This is a genomic window from Kouleothrix sp. 19917, from assembly GCF_057073505.1.
The window spans coordinates 3,869,785-3,886,034 of record NZ_CP097099.1 but is presented as its reverse complement, the minus strand read 5'-3'; the positions used below and the strand labels follow the sequence as shown (position 1 = coordinate 3,886,034).

General features: G+C 60.7%; 14 protein-coding genes. 11 read left to right on the top strand and 3 right to left on the bottom strand.

Annotation, left to right across the window (positions count from 1 at the left end):
* Positions 1 to 56 precede the first annotated feature (56 nt).
* Together M1P90_RS15850 and M1P90_RS15845 are read right to left on the bottom strand one after the other, a co-directional pair.
* Positions 57 to 1,559 (bottom strand): hypothetical protein, encoded by a 1,503-nt coding sequence (locus M1P90_RS15850; RefSeq protein WP_483698632.1) that lies wholly within the window; start codon positions 1,557 to 1,559, stop codon positions 57 to 59.
* 124 nt (positions 1,560 to 1,683) lie between these two features.
* Positions 1,684 to 2,988 (bottom strand): hydroxymethylglutaryl-CoA reductase, degradative, encoded by a 1,305-nt coding sequence (locus M1P90_RS15845; protein ID WP_483703877.1) that lies wholly within the window; start codon positions 2,986 to 2,988, stop codon positions 1,684 to 1,686.
* 388 nt (positions 2,989 to 3,376) lie between these two features.
* Between M1P90_RS15845 and M1P90_RS15840 the strand changes: the two genes are divergently transcribed.
* The 10 genes from M1P90_RS15840 to M1P90_RS15795 all read left to right on the top strand — a co-directional run bounded on the left by M1P90_RS15840 (position 3,377) and on the right by M1P90_RS15795 (position 13,719).
* Positions 3,377 to 4,000, top strand: coding sequence for a hypothetical protein (locus tag M1P90_RS15840; RefSeq protein ID WP_483703875.1), 624 nt, complete (start codon positions 3,377 to 3,379; stop codon positions 3,998 to 4,000).
* Between the two features lie 351 nt (positions 4,001 to 4,351).
* Entirely contained in the window at positions 4,352 to 6,139 is a 1,788-nt protein-coding gene (locus M1P90_RS15835) for a hypothetical protein (protein WP_483703873.1), read from the top strand.
* 459 nt (positions 6,140 to 6,598) lie between these two features.
* Positions 6,599 to 7,525, top strand: coding sequence for a magnesium chelatase ATPase subunit I (locus M1P90_RS15830; protein WP_483703871.1), 927 nt, complete (start codon positions 6,599 to 6,601; stop codon positions 7,523 to 7,525).
* A 77-nt stretch (positions 7,526 to 7,602) separates the two neighbouring features.
* Positions 7,603 to 8,511, top strand: coding sequence for a vWA domain-containing protein (locus M1P90_RS15825; RefSeq protein ID WP_483703869.1), 909 nt, complete (start codon positions 7,603 to 7,605; stop codon positions 8,509 to 8,511).
* 84 nt (positions 8,512 to 8,595) lie between these two features.
* Positions 8,596 to 10,107: a S1 RNA-binding domain-containing protein gene (locus M1P90_RS15820; RefSeq protein ID WP_483703868.1), complete on the top strand. Its 1,512-nt coding sequence runs from the start codon at positions 8,596 to 8,598 to the stop codon at positions 10,105 to 10,107.
* Positions 10,108 to 10,358: 251 nt separating this feature from the next.
* A complete protein-coding gene (gene rpmH / locus M1P90_RS15815) occupies positions 10,359 to 10,532 on the top strand; it encodes a 50S ribosomal protein L34 (protein WP_483703866.1) in 174 nt (57 codons plus the stop codon).
* A gap of 86 nt (positions 10,533 to 10,618) precedes the next feature.
* A complete protein-coding gene (rnpA, locus tag M1P90_RS15810) occupies positions 10,619 to 10,978 on the top strand; it encodes a ribonuclease P protein component (RefSeq protein ID WP_483703864.1) in 360 nt (119 codons plus the stop codon).
* Positions 10,979 to 10,999: 21 nt separating this feature from the next.
* Positions 11,000 to 12,037 carry a YidC/Oxa1 family membrane protein insertase gene (locus tag M1P90_RS15805; protein ID WP_483703862.1) on the top strand — a complete coding sequence of 346 codons (1,038 nt, stop codon included), beginning with the start codon at positions 11,000 to 11,002 and terminating at the stop codon, positions 12,035 to 12,037.
* Positions 12,038 to 12,071: 34 nt separating this feature from the next.
* Positions 12,072 to 12,755, top strand: coding sequence for an RNA-binding cell elongation regulator Jag/EloR (gene jag, locus M1P90_RS15800; RefSeq protein ID WP_483703860.1), 684 nt, complete (start codon positions 12,072 to 12,074; stop codon positions 12,753 to 12,755).
* A gap of 82 nt (positions 12,756 to 12,837) precedes the next feature.
* Positions 12,838 to 13,719, top strand: a complete 882-nt coding sequence (locus M1P90_RS15795) for a PfkB family carbohydrate kinase (RefSeq protein ID WP_483703858.1) — start codon at positions 12,838 to 12,840, stop codon at positions 13,717 to 13,719.
* Positions 13,720 to 13,789: 70 nt separating this feature from the next.
* Here M1P90_RS15795 and M1P90_RS15790 read toward each other — a convergent pair whose 3' ends face one another.
* Positions 13,790 to 15,016 (bottom strand): AAA family ATPase, encoded by a 1,227-nt coding sequence (locus tag M1P90_RS15790; protein WP_483703856.1) that lies wholly within the window; start codon positions 15,014 to 15,016, stop codon positions 13,790 to 13,792.
* A 387-nt stretch (positions 15,017 to 15,403) separates the two neighbouring features.
* On the opposite strand from M1P90_RS15790, the gene M1P90_RS15785 reads away from it, so the two are divergent.
* Complete coding sequence (locus M1P90_RS15785) at positions 15,404 to 16,129, top strand: response regulator transcription factor (protein ID WP_483703854.1); 726 nt, start codon at positions 15,404 to 15,406, stop codon at positions 16,127 to 16,129.
* Positions 16,130 to 16,250 lie beyond the last annotated feature (121 nt).

The following is a 16,250-nucleotide window of genomic DNA, read 5'->3' as shown; positions in this document are numbered from 1 at the left end:
ATTGCTTGATGATTAACTACGTTAGACATGGTTTGTAGGTACTTTACAGTTTGTGATTAGGCGGCCAGCGTCCACTCAGGCATCAGATGCGCTGGTGAATGCTCCGTGCTGGCTGGTGGATAGCCTAATGCCACCAGCCAGTCAGTCGGCGCATCGCGCATCCCGCTCAGATGCAGCGGGCTCTGACCTTTATGCTTCCCACGAGTAAACACACGATGGTTGTGCCAAACTGCCAGCAACGCCAGCATACCGTTTGTCAGCCTTCGCCGCACCGCCAGATGTGGGCGCAGGATGCTATGCCACCGCTCCACCGCGCTCGAAACCTGCACCGCCTCCTGCCAGGCTGTCAGCAGCACTCGCGCCGCCGCACGCCAGTCCACTGGCACCGCCGCTATCACCTCCGCATCGGTCCACGCCAATTCCTTCCGCCTCAGCCAAGCCCATCCCAGCAGCGCTTGCCGCTCGGCTGCCAGCACTCCACTCAGCTCCTGCTGCACCTGCTGCACCTGGGCACCAAAACTCAGCAGCTTTGGCATTTGCCTCCGAATGCGGCGCGCCAGGCGCCCCAGTTCGGCCTGCTGCTCTCCCGCGCTGCTTTCTGCCAATTCGTCCAACAAGCTCAGCAGCGCGTCCAGTTCGTCTTGCCGCTCGGCCAAGCTCAGCAACCGCTTGCGCCCGACCACCACCACCGCCAGCAATCGATGCAACTCGTCGGTCAAATAGGCCAGCGCAGCGACACCATCGGTCGCTGCCGCCAATTCCTGGCTGTGGCTCTCAAGCGTGCGCTTGGTCGGCCGACCGCGCTGACGTGTCCCAAGCTCGAGGCAGGCAGCTTGGCGCTCAACTGCCGCTGTACGCGCGTGCATCTGGCTCAGGCGGCGCTGCAGGCGAGCCTGCACCAGCGAGCAGGCTTGGAACAGATGCCAGTGGTCGAGTTGCACCAGCACATCGGGCGTGACGTGCTGGCAGGCACTGTGCATGGGTGCGCCATCGTCCATCACAACCCGCTCCCATCGCAGGCCACGCTCCTGCAAGCTCCACAACAGCAAGGTCCAACTCTCGGTATCGACCGCCAGCGGTCCTTCAGAGGCCCAAACTGCGCCGCTGTGCACATCGACCACGTTCAGATAGGCGGCTCGACCGTGAGCGGGAAAGATTTCGTCGAGCGCCAAGGCGCGAGTGGAAGAAGGAAGGTGCGTGTGCATCCAGGTCAGAGCGCGCTGCTGAGCCTGGTGCAGGACTGCGACGATGGTGGGCAAACTGAGGCCCTGTCCGAGCAATTCCTGGGTCGCGGCTTGAATGCCACGCTGAGAGGCATGCGCGATCCACAGCGTCAGAATGTGGCGAGCGCTGGAGCGGGCAGGCGCGTGAGCAGACGGCGGCGAAAAGGCAGCCGTGATGGCGCGTCGGGCGTGCTCGCGCCAAGCATACAAGGTCGGGCGCGAGACGTGATGTATGCGGCTGAGGCGTGTCACGATACCATACTCGCCTTGATGTGCCAGCAGCAGCGCTGCGGATTGTGCACGCATCTCGGGCGTGCTAGGATGTGTGCGACCCATTGGGTTCTCCCTAGTGATTGGTTGTGGTTGGCCCTTCAACCATACCACTAGGGAGTTTGTCTGTCAGCAGGCAGGGAAAGACTGTAAAGCTGGCTTGGTCTGCCTGAAACCATGTCTTATGAAATTAATTCTGGGTTGGGATAATCCGCAGCTCGGCGAGCAGCGCCTCGGCGCGCGCGGGCTTGATCTGCTTTTCAGCCACCATCCGCTGTGCCACCTGGTCGATCTCGTTGCCGTGCGCGCCCGCTGCCATCGCGATCTGGCGGGCGTGCAGGCCCATGTGGCCGCGCTGAATGCCCTCGGTGGCAAGCGCGCGCATGGCCGCGAGGTTTGAAGCGAGGCCCGCGCACACGCAGATTTCGGCCAGCTCGCTGGCGTTCTTGACATTCAGCAGCTTCAGCGAGGTTTGCGCGGCCGGGTGGACCTTGGTGGCCCCACCAACAATGCCAACCGCTAGCGGCATCTCAATCGTGCCGATCAGGTTGCCGTGCGCGTCGCGCTCCCAGGCGGTGAGCGAAGTATAGTGGCCGCTGCGCGCTGCATAGGCGTGCGCGCCAGCTTCGATTGCGCGCCAGTCGTTGCCGGTAGCAATCAGCACCGGGTCGATGCCATTAAGGATGCCCTTGTTATGAGTTGTTGCGCGGTAAGGATCAACAGCGGCAAATGAGTAGGCCCACAGAATGCCCTCGACCACATCTTCGCCGCGAATGCCATCGCGCTCAAGCGCCTTGGCCGGCACAGTTGCCCGCGCGCGCGCAAGGCGGCGGTCGCTCAGGTTCGAAAGAATGCGCAGGTAGGCGCGCCCGCCGCTGATTTCCTCAAGCCGTGGGGCCACGGCCTCGGCCATGCTGTTGATCGCATTCGCGCCCATGGCATCGCGGCAGTCGATAATCAGGTGCACCACCAGCATTGGGCCCATCGGGCTGGTTTCGAAGATGCGCACTTCCACATCTTTCGCGCCACCGCCCAGCGCCACCAGGCTGTTGCTCTGATTATTTGCCAGCGCTATCAGCTCATCGCGACTGGCAAGAATATCGAAGCGCGCGCGCTGCGGGTCGGTAATATTCACCAGCTGGATCTGGCCAATCATCAGTGGCTCGGTGGTGCTGGCGTGGAACCCGCCGCCTTCGCGCACCAGGCGGGCGGCGTAGCTTGCGCCCGCCACAATCGACGGCTCTTCAACCACCATGGGAATGAGCACGTCGCGCCCATTAATCTGGAAATTTGTAGCGATGCCGAGCGGCAAATTAAAGGTGCCGACGACATTTTCGATCATTTTGTCAGCGCGCTCAACGGTCAAGGCGCCATTGCCACCGTGGAGCTGGCGTAGATCTTCATCATTCAGCCCGTCGAAAGCCTTCACTGCCTGCAAACGCTCGAACGGGTTGAGCTGATAAAATCCACCAAGCCGTGAGTTGCGCGTTCCCATAAATATGCACCTCGTACTGTATGGCAGCCACGCATTCGTGAACTGCGGAACAATAAAGAGTATAGCAGTATCACCTTGCAAAAACACCCAGCGTTGCTGTCAAAACCTATCATTCCGCTTTCGGAAGCTTTCAGATACACCTTATTTTCTTTTTGCCGAAGCTCGCCGCTGAGTATGGTAAGATGCGCCTGTTTTGTACTGCAAAGCCCCAAGCATTGAATGTGCCTTGGCTTCAAGATTGCGAGTCATGCTGGTGCAGGTACTAGTTCGCCGATTTGGTCGTGTTCTGCTGCTTGCGGTTATGGTGCTGGCTGGTGCGTGCCAGGATTCGGCAGCCCCGCAGCTGCCGCCGACGGCGGCTCCACCGCAGTTTGTACTGGTGCCCGACGTGCTTGCTGATAGAGCAGACCCATCTCAGGGCGCGCTGACGCTGGCGGGCTTTGTTATTTCGCAGAAGGATGGCGTGGCGCTGGCGTCGGCGCTGGTGTTTGACACCGATGGTGGCGGGTACGTTTCCAGCACGGCTGCCGCGCCCATATGGCTCGGCGCTGACCTCGCGAAGCTCGGCTCGGTGCAGCTTCAAACGGCAGGCACGCTGCAATACGCGCCAGCACTCGTTCGTGGCGCGCTCCAAGGGCCAGGGGAATATGGGCCGGGCGACCACTACATGTATCAGATAAGCGCGCCAAAGCTTGAGGCATGGGTGCCGGTGGAAAGCAGCGTTGGTGCGCTGCTCGACGATCCGCAAAGCTACAATGGCCGGCTGGTGCGCGTGCTTGGCAGCTTGCTGCTGGGCAAGGGCAGCGCGCTACTGGTTGATAAACTTGGATCAGGCGGCATCCCCGCGCAAGGAGCGCGCCAGATCAAGCTGCTTGGGCCAATCGACGATTCGCGCATCCTCAATGCGCTCACGGAGTCGTCAAGCGGCGTCGTACGCTTTGGGCAGGTTCAGGTTGAAGGCGTGCTGCGCGGCACAGTGCTGGTGCCCTTAGCCCTTCGCCCGGTGCGCTAAAACCGCTTCTCCTCTCATTTTATTGCCCCGCTCCTTTCTCAGGCGCGTAGTATTGCCCGACAATTAGGTACAGCCAGAAACCGCTGCTCGCCAGGTAGGTGATGGCGGTTTTTTCTCATTGCAATCATCAATATCAAATTATCACACTGGCTTGTCAATGCAGGCAATAGTACGTTAAGACTAATTAACTATTAGTCCTGCCGGGACTTGTGTGTCAGCCCAGCAGGACTAACGACCTCTTTGCCGCGCCGGGCAGCAGGCGTATGATTTGGGCATCATCACGCAGACGGTGAGCCCGGCTCGCCAGCGTTTTTGCACGACATTCTCGCCTCTGGCGTCCAATGGGGTTCTATGAAAACGTCACGTTTTGCCGCCTTTCTGGCTAGCCTCCTTATGGGCTACATGCTGCTTGCCTTCGCTCCGCCAGTTGTGGCTGGCCCATCCACTCCATTTCTTGGCGATGCGCTCATACCGCCAACCCGCCCGCAGATTGCAAGCTTTGCCGATGAACCCGCGCCAAACATGTATCAGCCAAGCGCGTTTCTGGCTGGCAAAGTCGCGGTACGCGTAGTGTTTGTGGAAAGCAACGGCCAGTTTGAACCTTCCACGCGCAATTGGAATGCCGGGCAGATCGGCGAGATACATGCCCGCATTGCCGATGCGCTCGGCTGGTGGGCGGCCCGTCTGCCCAATGCGCGCATTCAATTCGACATCACGAGCCAGGTTGTGCCAAGTGGCTACGAGCCGATTTTGCACGGATTGAGCACCGAAAGTCAGTGGGTTGGCGATACCTTGCAGCACCTGGGAGTCAACGCCCCTAACTACTTTGATCAGTCATACACTGCCGACGAGATGCTGCGCCTGGAGCGCAAAGCCGACTGGGCCACCCATATTTTCGTGGTGAACAGCGCAGGCACCAGTGATGGACGCTTTGCCGACGGCCATTTTGCCTACGCCTATGTCAATGGCCCGTTTATGGTTGTGACGTCGGATGTGGGGCCGTATGGTGTGAGCCAGATGACGCCGGTTGTTGCGCATGAATTCGGCCACATTTTCGGCGCGCTCGATCAGTATGCCGCCGCCGCAGTTCCCTGCTCGCAGCGTAGCGGCTATCTTGCCATCCCAACCACTAACAGCCAGTACAACGACTGTGGGACGAAGCTCATTTGTGTCATGCTGGAGCCGCTGTCGGCATACACAGCCGGCGCAGTGGACGAATCGGCGCTCGGCCAGCTGGGCTACCGCGATAGCAATCACAATGGTATTCCCGACCCAATCGATACGACCCCGGCAGTGCAGCTGCAGCTTAGCCAGCCCGGCGCGGGCGTGCGGCCAACGCTCACTGGCGAGGTTTATGATCAACCCTATCCAACACCAACTGGCGATGGAGCGACAATCAATATCATCACCAAGGCTGAGTATCGCATCGATGGCGGGAGCTGGCTGCCGCTGCCTCCAGCCGATGGTGCGTTCAACAGCGTCGTCGAGCAGATCAGCACACCCCTGCCACTGTACGATGGCCAGCATACGGTTGATGTGCGCGCGACCAACCGCATTGGCGCCATTTCGCACGTGGCGCATTTCACCGTGAACGTCACAGGTGTCGGGGCCGCGCCAAACTACCAGGCCACCGCACCAGCTGTCACAAACACGCCCGCGATTGTGGTTGACACAGCGGCGCCGAATGGCTCGCAAATCCAGATCAGCGAAAATGCATATTTTGCGGGTGCAAGCTGGATGGCAGCAAGCGGGACGCTGCCCTGGCAAATCTCCGAGCGTGAAGGCGCGCACTCGGTGTATGTGCGCTTTCGCGATATGCAGGGCCTGGTTTCCGCGCCAGTGGTTCTGCCCGTCACACTTGACGTAACGCCACCCGAAGGCCGTGCTATGTTGCTGCGACGCACCGATGGTACCTGGCTGGAAATTCAGGCCGAGGATAGCGCCACCACTATTCAATCCATGCAGATCTCGCTCGATTCTGCGCCAACCGGAAACTGGCAGCCATTCGAGCCAAGTGTGGCCATGTCGCTGCAAGCGAGTAGTGTGTACGTATGGCTGCGCGATGCGGCGGGCAACGTATCGGCCCCGCTGCAGGCTGTGCCCGTCACGCCAGTGTGGGTGCCCATGGCGGCGCGATAATTTCGCCCAATGTGATCCTGCCGGCCAGGTATTCCTGGCCGGCGTTTCTTTTTTTACGACAAAGTGCCGCAGATTGCGCACAAATGTAATCTGATATATTGCTGATTTGACTTTTAGCGGTCTTTATGGGAGAATGTCGCCGTTCAACGACGATCCATGCTCATACAAAGACGGTTACGTAGGTGTTCGTTTCGGTGTCGCTTTCCACGCTAATTTCCCCTATAGTGAACGACATCGCAGCAACGACCTCCGGCCTCATTTTGAAGCTGGAGGATTTATGGTGTGTGGAAACTTATGCCAGGTCAACGACCAATTTACCCATTTAGCGCGCTTGTCGGTCAAGAGCGCCTGAAACGCGCTCTGCTTCTGAACGCGGTAAATCCGCGCGTCGGCGGCGTGCTTATTCGTGGCGAAAAAGGTACCGCGAAGTCGACAGCGGTACGTGGCCTGGCGCATCTGTTGCCACCCATCGACGTTGTTGCAGGCGATTCCTATAATAGCTCGCCATCCACGCCATCCCTGATGTCGGATGAGGTGCGCGCGCGCTTTGATGCCGGCGAGGAGCTTTCGGTCGTCACTCGGCCAACGCCGCTGATCGAACTGCCAGTAGCTGCCTCGGAAGACCGTGTGGTTGGCTCACTTGATCTTGAGCACGCGCTGACGGAAGGCCAGCGCCGCTTCGAGCCGGGCTTGCTGGCCCAGGCGAACCGCGGCTTGCTCTATGTCGATGAAGTGAACTTGCTCGACGATCATATTGTCGACCTGCTGCTCGACGCGGCGGCAATGGGCGTGAACACCGTGGAGCGCGAGGGCATCAGCATCTCGCACCCGGCGCGCTTTATTCTGGTCGGCACGATGAACCCCGAGGAAGGCGAGCTGCGGCCACAGTTGCTTGATCGTTTCGGCCTGGTGGTTGAAATCGCCGGCATCACCGACGTGACGGGCCGCGTGAACGTGATCGAGCGCCGCATGGCCTACGACGCCAACCCCGAGCAGTTTGCCGACGATTGGCAGGGCGAAGAGCACAAGCTGGCTGAGCGGATTATTGCCGCGCGGGCGCTGCTTCCGGCCGTGCAGATTGCGCGCACCGATATGGCGGCCGTCGCTGCCCTGGTGCTTGAGCTGGGTGTCGACGGCCACCGCGCCGACCTCGCCATTCTCGAAACGGCCCGCACGCTGGCGGCATGGTCAAGCCGCGTCAACCTGGCGCTCGACGATATTCGCCTGGCGGCCGAGCTGGCGCTGCCGCACCGTATGCGCCGGCAACCCTTCACCGAAGTGAAGCTCGACGAGGCGCGCATGAACGCGATCCTCGACCGGGCTGCCGGTGAAGAAGCTGCCGACAATTCGTCCTCAAGCGACGGTGTAAAAAAAAAGCATCCGTAACTGAGCAGCAGGCTGGTGGCGAAGAAGAGCGCGACGCCGAGCAGCAGGAAGGCAGTTCGCCCAGCGCATCGGCGCAAATGGCCGACGGCGATCAGCCAAGCCAGCATAAAGGCAGCGGCGAAAAGATCGTCAAGGCGAACAGCCAGTATAAAACGCGAAAGCTCGAAGGCCAGCGCGACCGAATGGCGCGGCGAGCCGCCGGCAAACGCAGCCGAACCAAAGTCACCCGCAAGAGCGGCCGGTATGTGTCCAGCCGGCGCGCCAAACGCGTAACTGACCTGGCGCTCGATGCAACACTGCGCGAAGCCGCAATTTACCAGCGGCAGCGGCGCGACGAGCAAACTGATCACACGGCGCGTGCGGAGCGACGGGTGATCTTACGGCGAACCGACCTGCGCCAGAAGGTGCGGGTGCGCAAAACGCGCAATGCTGTGTGCTTCGTAGTCGATGCCAGCTGGAGCATGGCGGCCGACGAGCGCATGCGCGCGACTAAGTCGGCGGTGCTTTCGCTGCTGCGGGATGCCTATCAGCGCCGCGATCAGGTTGGCCTGGTGTCATTTCAGCGCGATTACGCAACGCTGCTGCTGCCATTAACAAACAGCATCGAGCTGGCGCAGAAATATTTGCAAACCATGCCCACTGGTGGTAAAACACCACTTTCGCGTGGCTTGCTGATGGGCTACGAGGTGCTCGACCGGGCGCGCAAGCGCGACCCGGAGATCATCCCGCTTATGGTGCTCTTAACTGATGGCCAGGCGAATGTTGCAATGGGCGATTTGCCGCCACAGGCCGAGAGCTATGCGCTGGCAGATTTTATGGCCACGCAATCAATTCGCTCGGTGGTAATTGATACCGAGCATCCGATTTTCGAGCGCGGGCTGGCGCGCCAACTGGCGCATCATCTCAAGGGCCATTACCATCGCCTCGAAGATATTCAGGAAGGCGGCCTGGCTGATCTGGTTCGCTCGGAACTCAACCGAAAATAGGATGGCCCGGATACTGCTGGACAGTACCCAGGCCACAGGTATACACAGGCACTGTTGGAACACCTATCAGGAGGATCGTTGGTCATGACCGATCAGGAGCGCCCCGTTGAGGAGCGGAATGAACTGCTTGACGATTTGGTGAATGCTGCCACTGCGGTAGCCGACACCGAAGAAACCAAGCAGCCGGCTGTGGAAGAGCAGCCAGAATCGGCGGCCCCTGCGGCAGCCGAGGCGACAGAAGCAGCCGAGGCGCCCTCCACTGAGGCAGAGGGTGCTGCATCGGTTGCAGAAGAGCAGCCCGCTGAGGCGGAGGAGGCTGCGCCGGTTGCAGAAGCGCAGCCCGCGCTGATCCTGCCTGAGGCAGAAGCTCCGGCCACGCCTGAGGCGCCCGCTGCCGAGGCTGCCGCAGAGGAGCCGGCGGCCGAAGGCGCAAGCTACACCCCGGTTGAGGACGACAGCGGCAAACCACGCCGCGTGAAAGACCTTGATGCCGGCATGGAGCTTGAGGGCCGCGTGACGTCGATCGCGCTGTATGGCATTTTCGTCGATATTGGCGTGGGCCGCGATGGTCTGGTCCATATCTCGGAAATGAGCGATACGCGTATTGATTCGCCGAGCGATGTCGTGCAGATTGGCGACACCGTCAAGGTGCGCGTCAAGAGCGTAGATCCGGATGGCCGGCGCATTAGCCTGACCATGCGCTCGAAAGAGCGCGCCAACCAGCCGCGCGAGCGCGGGCGCAAGAAGCCCGAGCTGAACCGCGACGCGCTGGCGGCCCTGCGCGTGGGCGACAATGTCGAAGGCACGGTGACGGGCATTGCGCCGTTCGGTGTGTTTGTGGACATTGGTGTCGGCAAGGATGGCCTGGTGCACGTTTCCGAGCTGGCAGAAGGCCGGATCGAGAAGGCTGAAGATGCGGTCACTGTCGGCCAGACCTACACCTTCAAGGTGCTGGAAGTCGATGCCGATGGCACGCGCATCAGCCTGAGCCTGCGGCGCGCCGCGCGCGGCCAGCGGCTGGCTCAGCTCGAAAAAGGCCAGATCGTCGAAGGCACCATCAGCGGTCTTGCGCCGTTCGGTGCGTTTGTTGACATTGGCGTGGGCCGCGACGGTCTGGTTCACATCTCCGAGCTGTCCGAGCAGCGTATCGGCAAGGTCGAGGATGCGGTCAAGGTCGGCGACACCGTCAAGGTTCGCGTGCTGGACATCGACTCGGGCAGCAAGCGCATCAGCCTTTCGATGCGATTGGAAGACCGCCCGCGTGAAGCGTCAGCGCCAACCGAGCCGCGCGAAGAGCGTGGCGGCGGCGGTGGTGGCCGCCGCGAAGATCGTGGGCCACGTGGCCCGCGCCGCGAGCGCGACGAAGCCCCGCGCGCTCCTGAGGTGTACACCTCAACCGAGGAGCCCGAGGAGGCCTTCACCGGTGACGCAACAATCGAGGACCTGCTGTCGAAGTTCGGCGGCGCCACCTCGGGCAAGCGCGACCGCAAGCGCCGCACCGAGGAAGAAGACGAGGGCGATTTTGACGATCGCTACACGCGACGACAGCGCGACGCCATCCGCCGCACTTTGCAGCAGATGAACGACGACGAGTAAGCGCGTTTCTGGTAAGGGTGTGAGCCGAGGCTGACGGATGCATCCAGCATCCGCTGGCCTCGGCTCAACGGTGTGCCACGCCAGCACGCATGTCTGCGCCTTTGTAAAGCCACCGGCGCATTTGACAGCCCACTCCGTTCCTTTGTATAATGGCGCGCAGTGTGTTTTGCCGGCCGCCGGCATCGATAACAACACGTCCTGGATACGCATATACCTGCATTGTGACGGCACGTGCAGGCACGAGGTATACAATGCCGAAGCGAACCTGGCAACCAAAACGAATTCCCCGTCGTCGTAAGCATGGTTTTCTTGACCGTATGTCCACCAAGGATGGGCGCGCGGTTCTGAAACGCCGCCGCTTGCGTGGCCGCTGGCGGCTGACCGTCAGCAACGAGCGCCGCGAAATTCGCCGTGGGCACCGCTAAATTAGTAGCCGCCCGGCATATACTCGCCCGCTGGCGCTCGTGGTAGTGCTGGCGGGTATGGTATATGCGGCGCTGGCGCACGATGAATGAAGCGCGCGTATCGCCTCCGCCGCCCCGATCAATTCCAGCGCGCGCGCCGCGAAGGCCGGAGCTGGGGAAGCTCACTCGTTGCACTCAATGCGGCGAGCAACCGCCGCCGTGGTTCGCGCTGTGGTTTCATTGTAAGCAAGCGCATCGGCAAGGCGGTTGAGCGCAATCGCGCGCGGCGGCGGCTACGCGAAGCAGTGCGCCTGGCATACGACCACATCGCCCCCGGCTGGGATCTCGTCTTTGTTGTGCGAAGCCCGGCTGTGGCAACTGTCGCATTTCCCGAACTGCAAGCCTGTGTACAGCAGCTTTTGCAGCGCGCCGGTCTCTGGCGCGGCGAGCAATCGGCAGGTGGCTAATACATCAAAGGGCTACTAACTATGGGTAATATCTGGACGATCTTTGTCGGCTTTCTCGAAAATGTCCTGCTCACGTTCTATACCTGGTTTCAGGGTGCTGGCATCCCGGGCGCGGCTGGCCTGGCAATCATCCTCTTCACCGTCCTCGCGCGCCTGATCATTCTGCCCCTCACGCTGAAATCGCTCCAGTCGACGCGGAAAATGCAGGAATTGCAGCCGCAGCTGAAAGAGCTTCAGCGCAAACACGGCAAAGATCAGCAGAAGCTGACCGAAGAGACCATGAAGCTCTATCGCGAGTACAAGGTCAACCCGGCTGGCGGCTGTTTGCCGATGCTGCTGCAGTTCCCGATCTTCATCGGCGTCTATCAGGCGGTGCTGCATCTCACCCAGTCGTCGCCGGCCGGGCACGCGGTTGGCACCATGATCGATGTGCTCTCCAATAATGGCGCGAATGTCGCTACGCTGGTGGCGGCGAAAATTGGTCAGTCGCAGCTGAATGGCGGCTTTCTGTGGATTTCCGACCTTGGCAAGCCCGACCCAATTTATGTGCTGGGTGTGCTTTCGGTCGTATTCCAGCTGATTGTTCAGTTGATGGCGACGCCGCGCGTACAGGACCCGCAGCAAAAGGCCATGACCCAGTCGATGCTGGTGCTGCCGCTGATGTTTGGCTATCTCGGCTTCACCTTTCCGGCTGGCGCCGTGCTATACTGGGTGATCGGCAGCATTCTTTCAATGATCCAGCAGTATGTCATTTCGGGTTGGGGCTCGCTGGCGAACTACCTGACCTTCCTGCCAACCACGGGTGGCCTGCTTCCGCCGGTCACATCCGCACCGCAGGTTGTTACAAGCAGCGCGCCCGAGGCCGAAGAAGCGCCGGGCGAGAAGCTGGGCTTCTGGGATGTGCTGCGGCCACTGACCGAGCAGGGCGCGGCTGGCGCAGCTGGCGGCTCAGCGGATGTGGTAGAAAGCAGCGACACAGCTACCGAGCAGGCATTGAGTGATGTTCGCCGGCAGCTGAACCAAGAGAATCCACGCCGCCGAAAAGCGCGCCGCTCCTAATTGTGAGTAACGAACGGCGCACGATGAGGGATATATGAAGAGCATTGAGATCAGCGCGCGTACGGTCGCTGAGGCGATACAGCTAGCGCTGGCCCAGCTCGGCAAGGATCGCGACGAGGTCGCTATCGAGGTGCTGGAAGCCGGCAACGAAGAAGAAGAAGCGCTGGTTCGCGTCACGTCGGTTGATGATGATGAAGAAGCCGCCGAAAGCCCTGAGCCTGTGGCAAATGGCAGCGTCGACCAGATTGCGCGCCGCATTCTTGAAGATTTGCTTGAGCGCATGGACATCCATGGCTATGTGACGGCGGTGCGCAGCACGGTGCCTGGCCAGCGCGGCGAGCCAGAAGAAACCATCACACTGCATGTCGAGGGTGCGGATGAAGAAGCCATGGGCCTGCTGATCGGTCGGCGCGGCGAAACGCTCCGCTCGGTGCAGTTTATGGTCAACCTTCTGGTCAGCCGCAAGGTGCAGAAGTGGCCGCAGGTGGTTGTTGATGTTGGCAATTACCGCCAGCGCCGCCAGGAATCGCTTGAGGGCCTGGCCCGCCGCATGGCCGACCGGGTGCGCCAAAGCGGCCGCCCGCTGACGCTTGAGCCAATGGGTGCCTACGAACGCCGTATTGTTCACCTCGCCCTGCGCCCCGACCCGACGGTGTATACCGAGAGCAGTGGCGAGGGCGAAAACCGCAAGGTTGTAATCTACCCTGCCAAGCAGTAACCTGGGGGCTGCGGCGGTCGTCTGTAGTGGCATGAATTATCAGCACGGCGGCGCAAGCTGCCCTAGCGACAGATGACAGCTTATGAAGCCTGATTATTTAATGCTTGGCCATGTCACACGCGACGTGCTGCCGGATCGGTCGACGATCCCGGGCGGCACGTCGTTATATGCGGCGCTGACTGCCTACCGCCTGGGGCTGCGCGTGGCCGTGGTGTCGGCGCCCGCCGAAATGCCCGCCCACTGGCCCGACGCGATTGAGCTGGCCTTTCACCCTTCGCCCACGCCGCCAACCTTTGAAAATATCTATACGCCGCAGGGCCGCAAGCAGATCCTGCACACATCGTCGCAGCCGATTACGCTGGAAGCCATTCCGCCAGAATGGCGCGACGCCTCGGTTGTGCATCTTGGCCCCATCCTGGGCGAAACCCCGCAGGAGCTTGTGTTCGCTTTCCCGAACTCGCTGCTGGGCGTGACGCCGCAAGGCTGGATGCGCCGCTGGGAAGAGCCACTACCCGGCCCAATTATTTTTGAGCCGTGGCAGCCAGCTCCTTCTGTGCTTGAGCGCATCGACGCACTGGTGCTGAGCATTGAAGACGTGCGCGGCGACGAGGCGCTGGCAAAGAGCTACGCGCAGCACTGCCGCCTGGTGGTGGTGACGCGCGGCTCGCAGGGCGCAACGCTCTACGCTGAAGGCGTGCCCTATCACATCACCGCCTTCGCCGCCGACGAGCGCGACCCAACCGGCGCGGGCGATGTGTTTGCCGCCACGCTGTTCGCCCGCCTGCGCGAAACGGGCAATGCTTTTGAGGCGGCGCGCTATGCAGCCTATGTGGCCGCGCGCAGTGTCGAGGGTGTGGGCATTAGCGCCATCCCCGACCGCGAAGATCTTGAGCGTGGCCTGGCTGCTGCCAAAGTCGAAGGTGTGGCGCAGGCTGTCGGCCATGATGTCGAAACCGCAGAATAACGCTTTTCCCCAACCAACAACAAACGGGCGCTGCCATGGCAGCGCCCGTTTGTTGTTGGAAGCAAGCTTGTTAATCGAGGTTGTTGCGGCCGCCAGTGTCGAAGCCGCGCCGGGGCGTGACACGCGGCCCGCGCGACGCGATCGGCCCGGCCGAGTGCTCCATCGTGCTGCCACGGTCGGTCGAAAGGCCCACGCTTGGCTGCTGCGGCCCGTCCGTCGATGATCGCCCAACTTCGGCAGCGCGCAGCTCCTGCGCTTGCAGCAGCAGCTCGGGCGCAGGCTCGTACAGGAATTCGAGCGCTTGGCCATAGGTATCGACACCAGAAGCGACGACGATAATTCGGCTGCCTTCGGGAATGCCGCCCGAAGCCAGCAGATCGGCCATTGGTGCTTCGACCAGCTTGAGCAACTGCTGGCGCAGCGGGCGCGCGCCAAAGCGTGGCTCGAAGCCTTTATGCAGCAAATATTCCTTGGCTTCGTTGGTCAGCTCAAGGCTGATGCCGTGGCGCAGGTACTGATCGTTCGCTTCTTTCAGCATGCGCTCAAGCACGGCGCGCAAAATGTCGCTCGACAGTGGGCGGAAGGCGATGATCTCATCCAGGCGGTTGATCCATTCGGGCTGGAAGACGCGCTGGAGAGCTTCAAAGCCAATCTGGTAGATCTGCTGGCCAGTTGCCTCAACGTCCTTCTGCGCGGTGCGGAAGCCGATTGTGCGGCGGTCGAGATAGTCGACCATTTCTTTCGCGCCGACGTTGGTGGTAAGCACGACGATACTGCTCTGGAATGAGACGCGCCGCCCGCCGTTCAGCAGCAGAATCTCGCCATCTTCCATGATCTGGAGCAGCAGGTTCCACAGCTCGGGCTGGCCTTTTTCGATCTCATCAAACAGCACAACGCTATTATCCTGCTCGATAATGTCGGGGTTTAGCAGCGGCTTCTGATCGCGCCCAACATACGACGGCGGCGCGCCAACAAGTGCAGAAACTTCGTGGCCCTGGCTGAAGAGTGAGCAGTCGATTTTCAGAAATGCCTCGCCGTCGGGGCGCAGGAGCTGGGCCAGGCGGCGGGCCGTGGCAGTTTTGCCCACGCCAGTTGGCCCAAGAAACAGGAGCGTCGCGCGCGGGCGGCGCGGATTGCCGGCCGAGAAACCGTAGCGGGCGCGGTTGAGCAGGCGCGTAATTGCCTCAATGGCGCGATCCTGCCCAAAGATGGTATGGCGCAATTTCTGCTCGACATCATCGAGCGGGTTAGCGTTCCCACGAACGGCTTTCGTCATTCGGCTAGTGTCATACTGCATTCGAATTCCCCGATTCATACGATGCGGCCTAACGAGGGATGAAGTGGAAGCCGCTATTTTGCTGAAAGGTGGTGGAGATGTTGTGCAGGTTGTTGCGGCTATTATATATGTCGGCAATTTGCATCGTCAAGGCGTGCGTAATGACAGATCGTGAACAGCTCGGTTGCTAGTTTGTGTCACAAACAAGTAGCATAAGCGTAGTAAAGCCGATTATTTTAACTTCCAGATAACTTGAGCTTAATATATCTCGCATACATTATGACTATGAAATAATCTCTTTTGGCGCGGGCAGAAGATGCGATTGATGTGCGTTTTCCTGCCACACCATAACGGTCGCGCTGGCATGCGCGATGGGCATGCCTCGCTGCTTGCGGACGACGCGGATTTATGACAACAATTCTGGTAATTGAAGATGAGATCGTGCTCAGCGAAACGCTTTGCTATAATCTCGAACGGGCCGGCTTTACAGCCGAGGCCGCTTATGACGGGATTACGGGGCTGGAACGCGCGCGCCAGCTTCAACCTGCGTTAATAATTCTTGACATTATGCTGCCGGGAATGGACGGCTTTTCGCTCTGCCGCACACTCACGCGCGAACGGGTGGTGCCAATTATTCTGCTGACGGCGCTGCAGGATGAATCGCATCGCATTGCCGGCCTTGAGCTGGGCGCGGTCGATTATGTGGTCAAGCCCTTCAGCATGGGCGAGCTGCTGGCGCGCGTGCGGGCGATTTTGCGCTGGAATGAGCGCACGCGCCATGCCCCCCAGGCCGATGTGTTGCAGGCCGGCGAGCTGCGGCTTGATCGCGTGAGCAGGCAGGTGTGGCTGGGCGATCAGGAGATTGAGCTTTCCTATAAGGAATTCGACCTGCTGACCTGCCTGATGTACAACAGTGGCGTGGCGCTTTCGCGCGATCTGCTGCTGGAGCGAGTGTGGGGCAGTGAGTTCCCTGGCTCGAACCGGACGATCGATGTGCATATTCGCTGGCTGCGCGAAAAGCTCGAAGCCGACCCGGCTAACCCCCTGATGATTCATACCGTGCGTGGTGTGGGCTATCGCTTCCAGAACCCGGTGGAGCGCACTGCGCCGCAACGGAATGGCACCCTAGGCTAGCGCCAGTACTTTCCAAAGCGCCAGGAACAATTTACCACCAAGACACCAAGACACCAAGATTTTCGTATGCTGAAATCCTTGGTGTCTTGGTGTCTTGGTGGTTATTTCAAGTATTATTGGG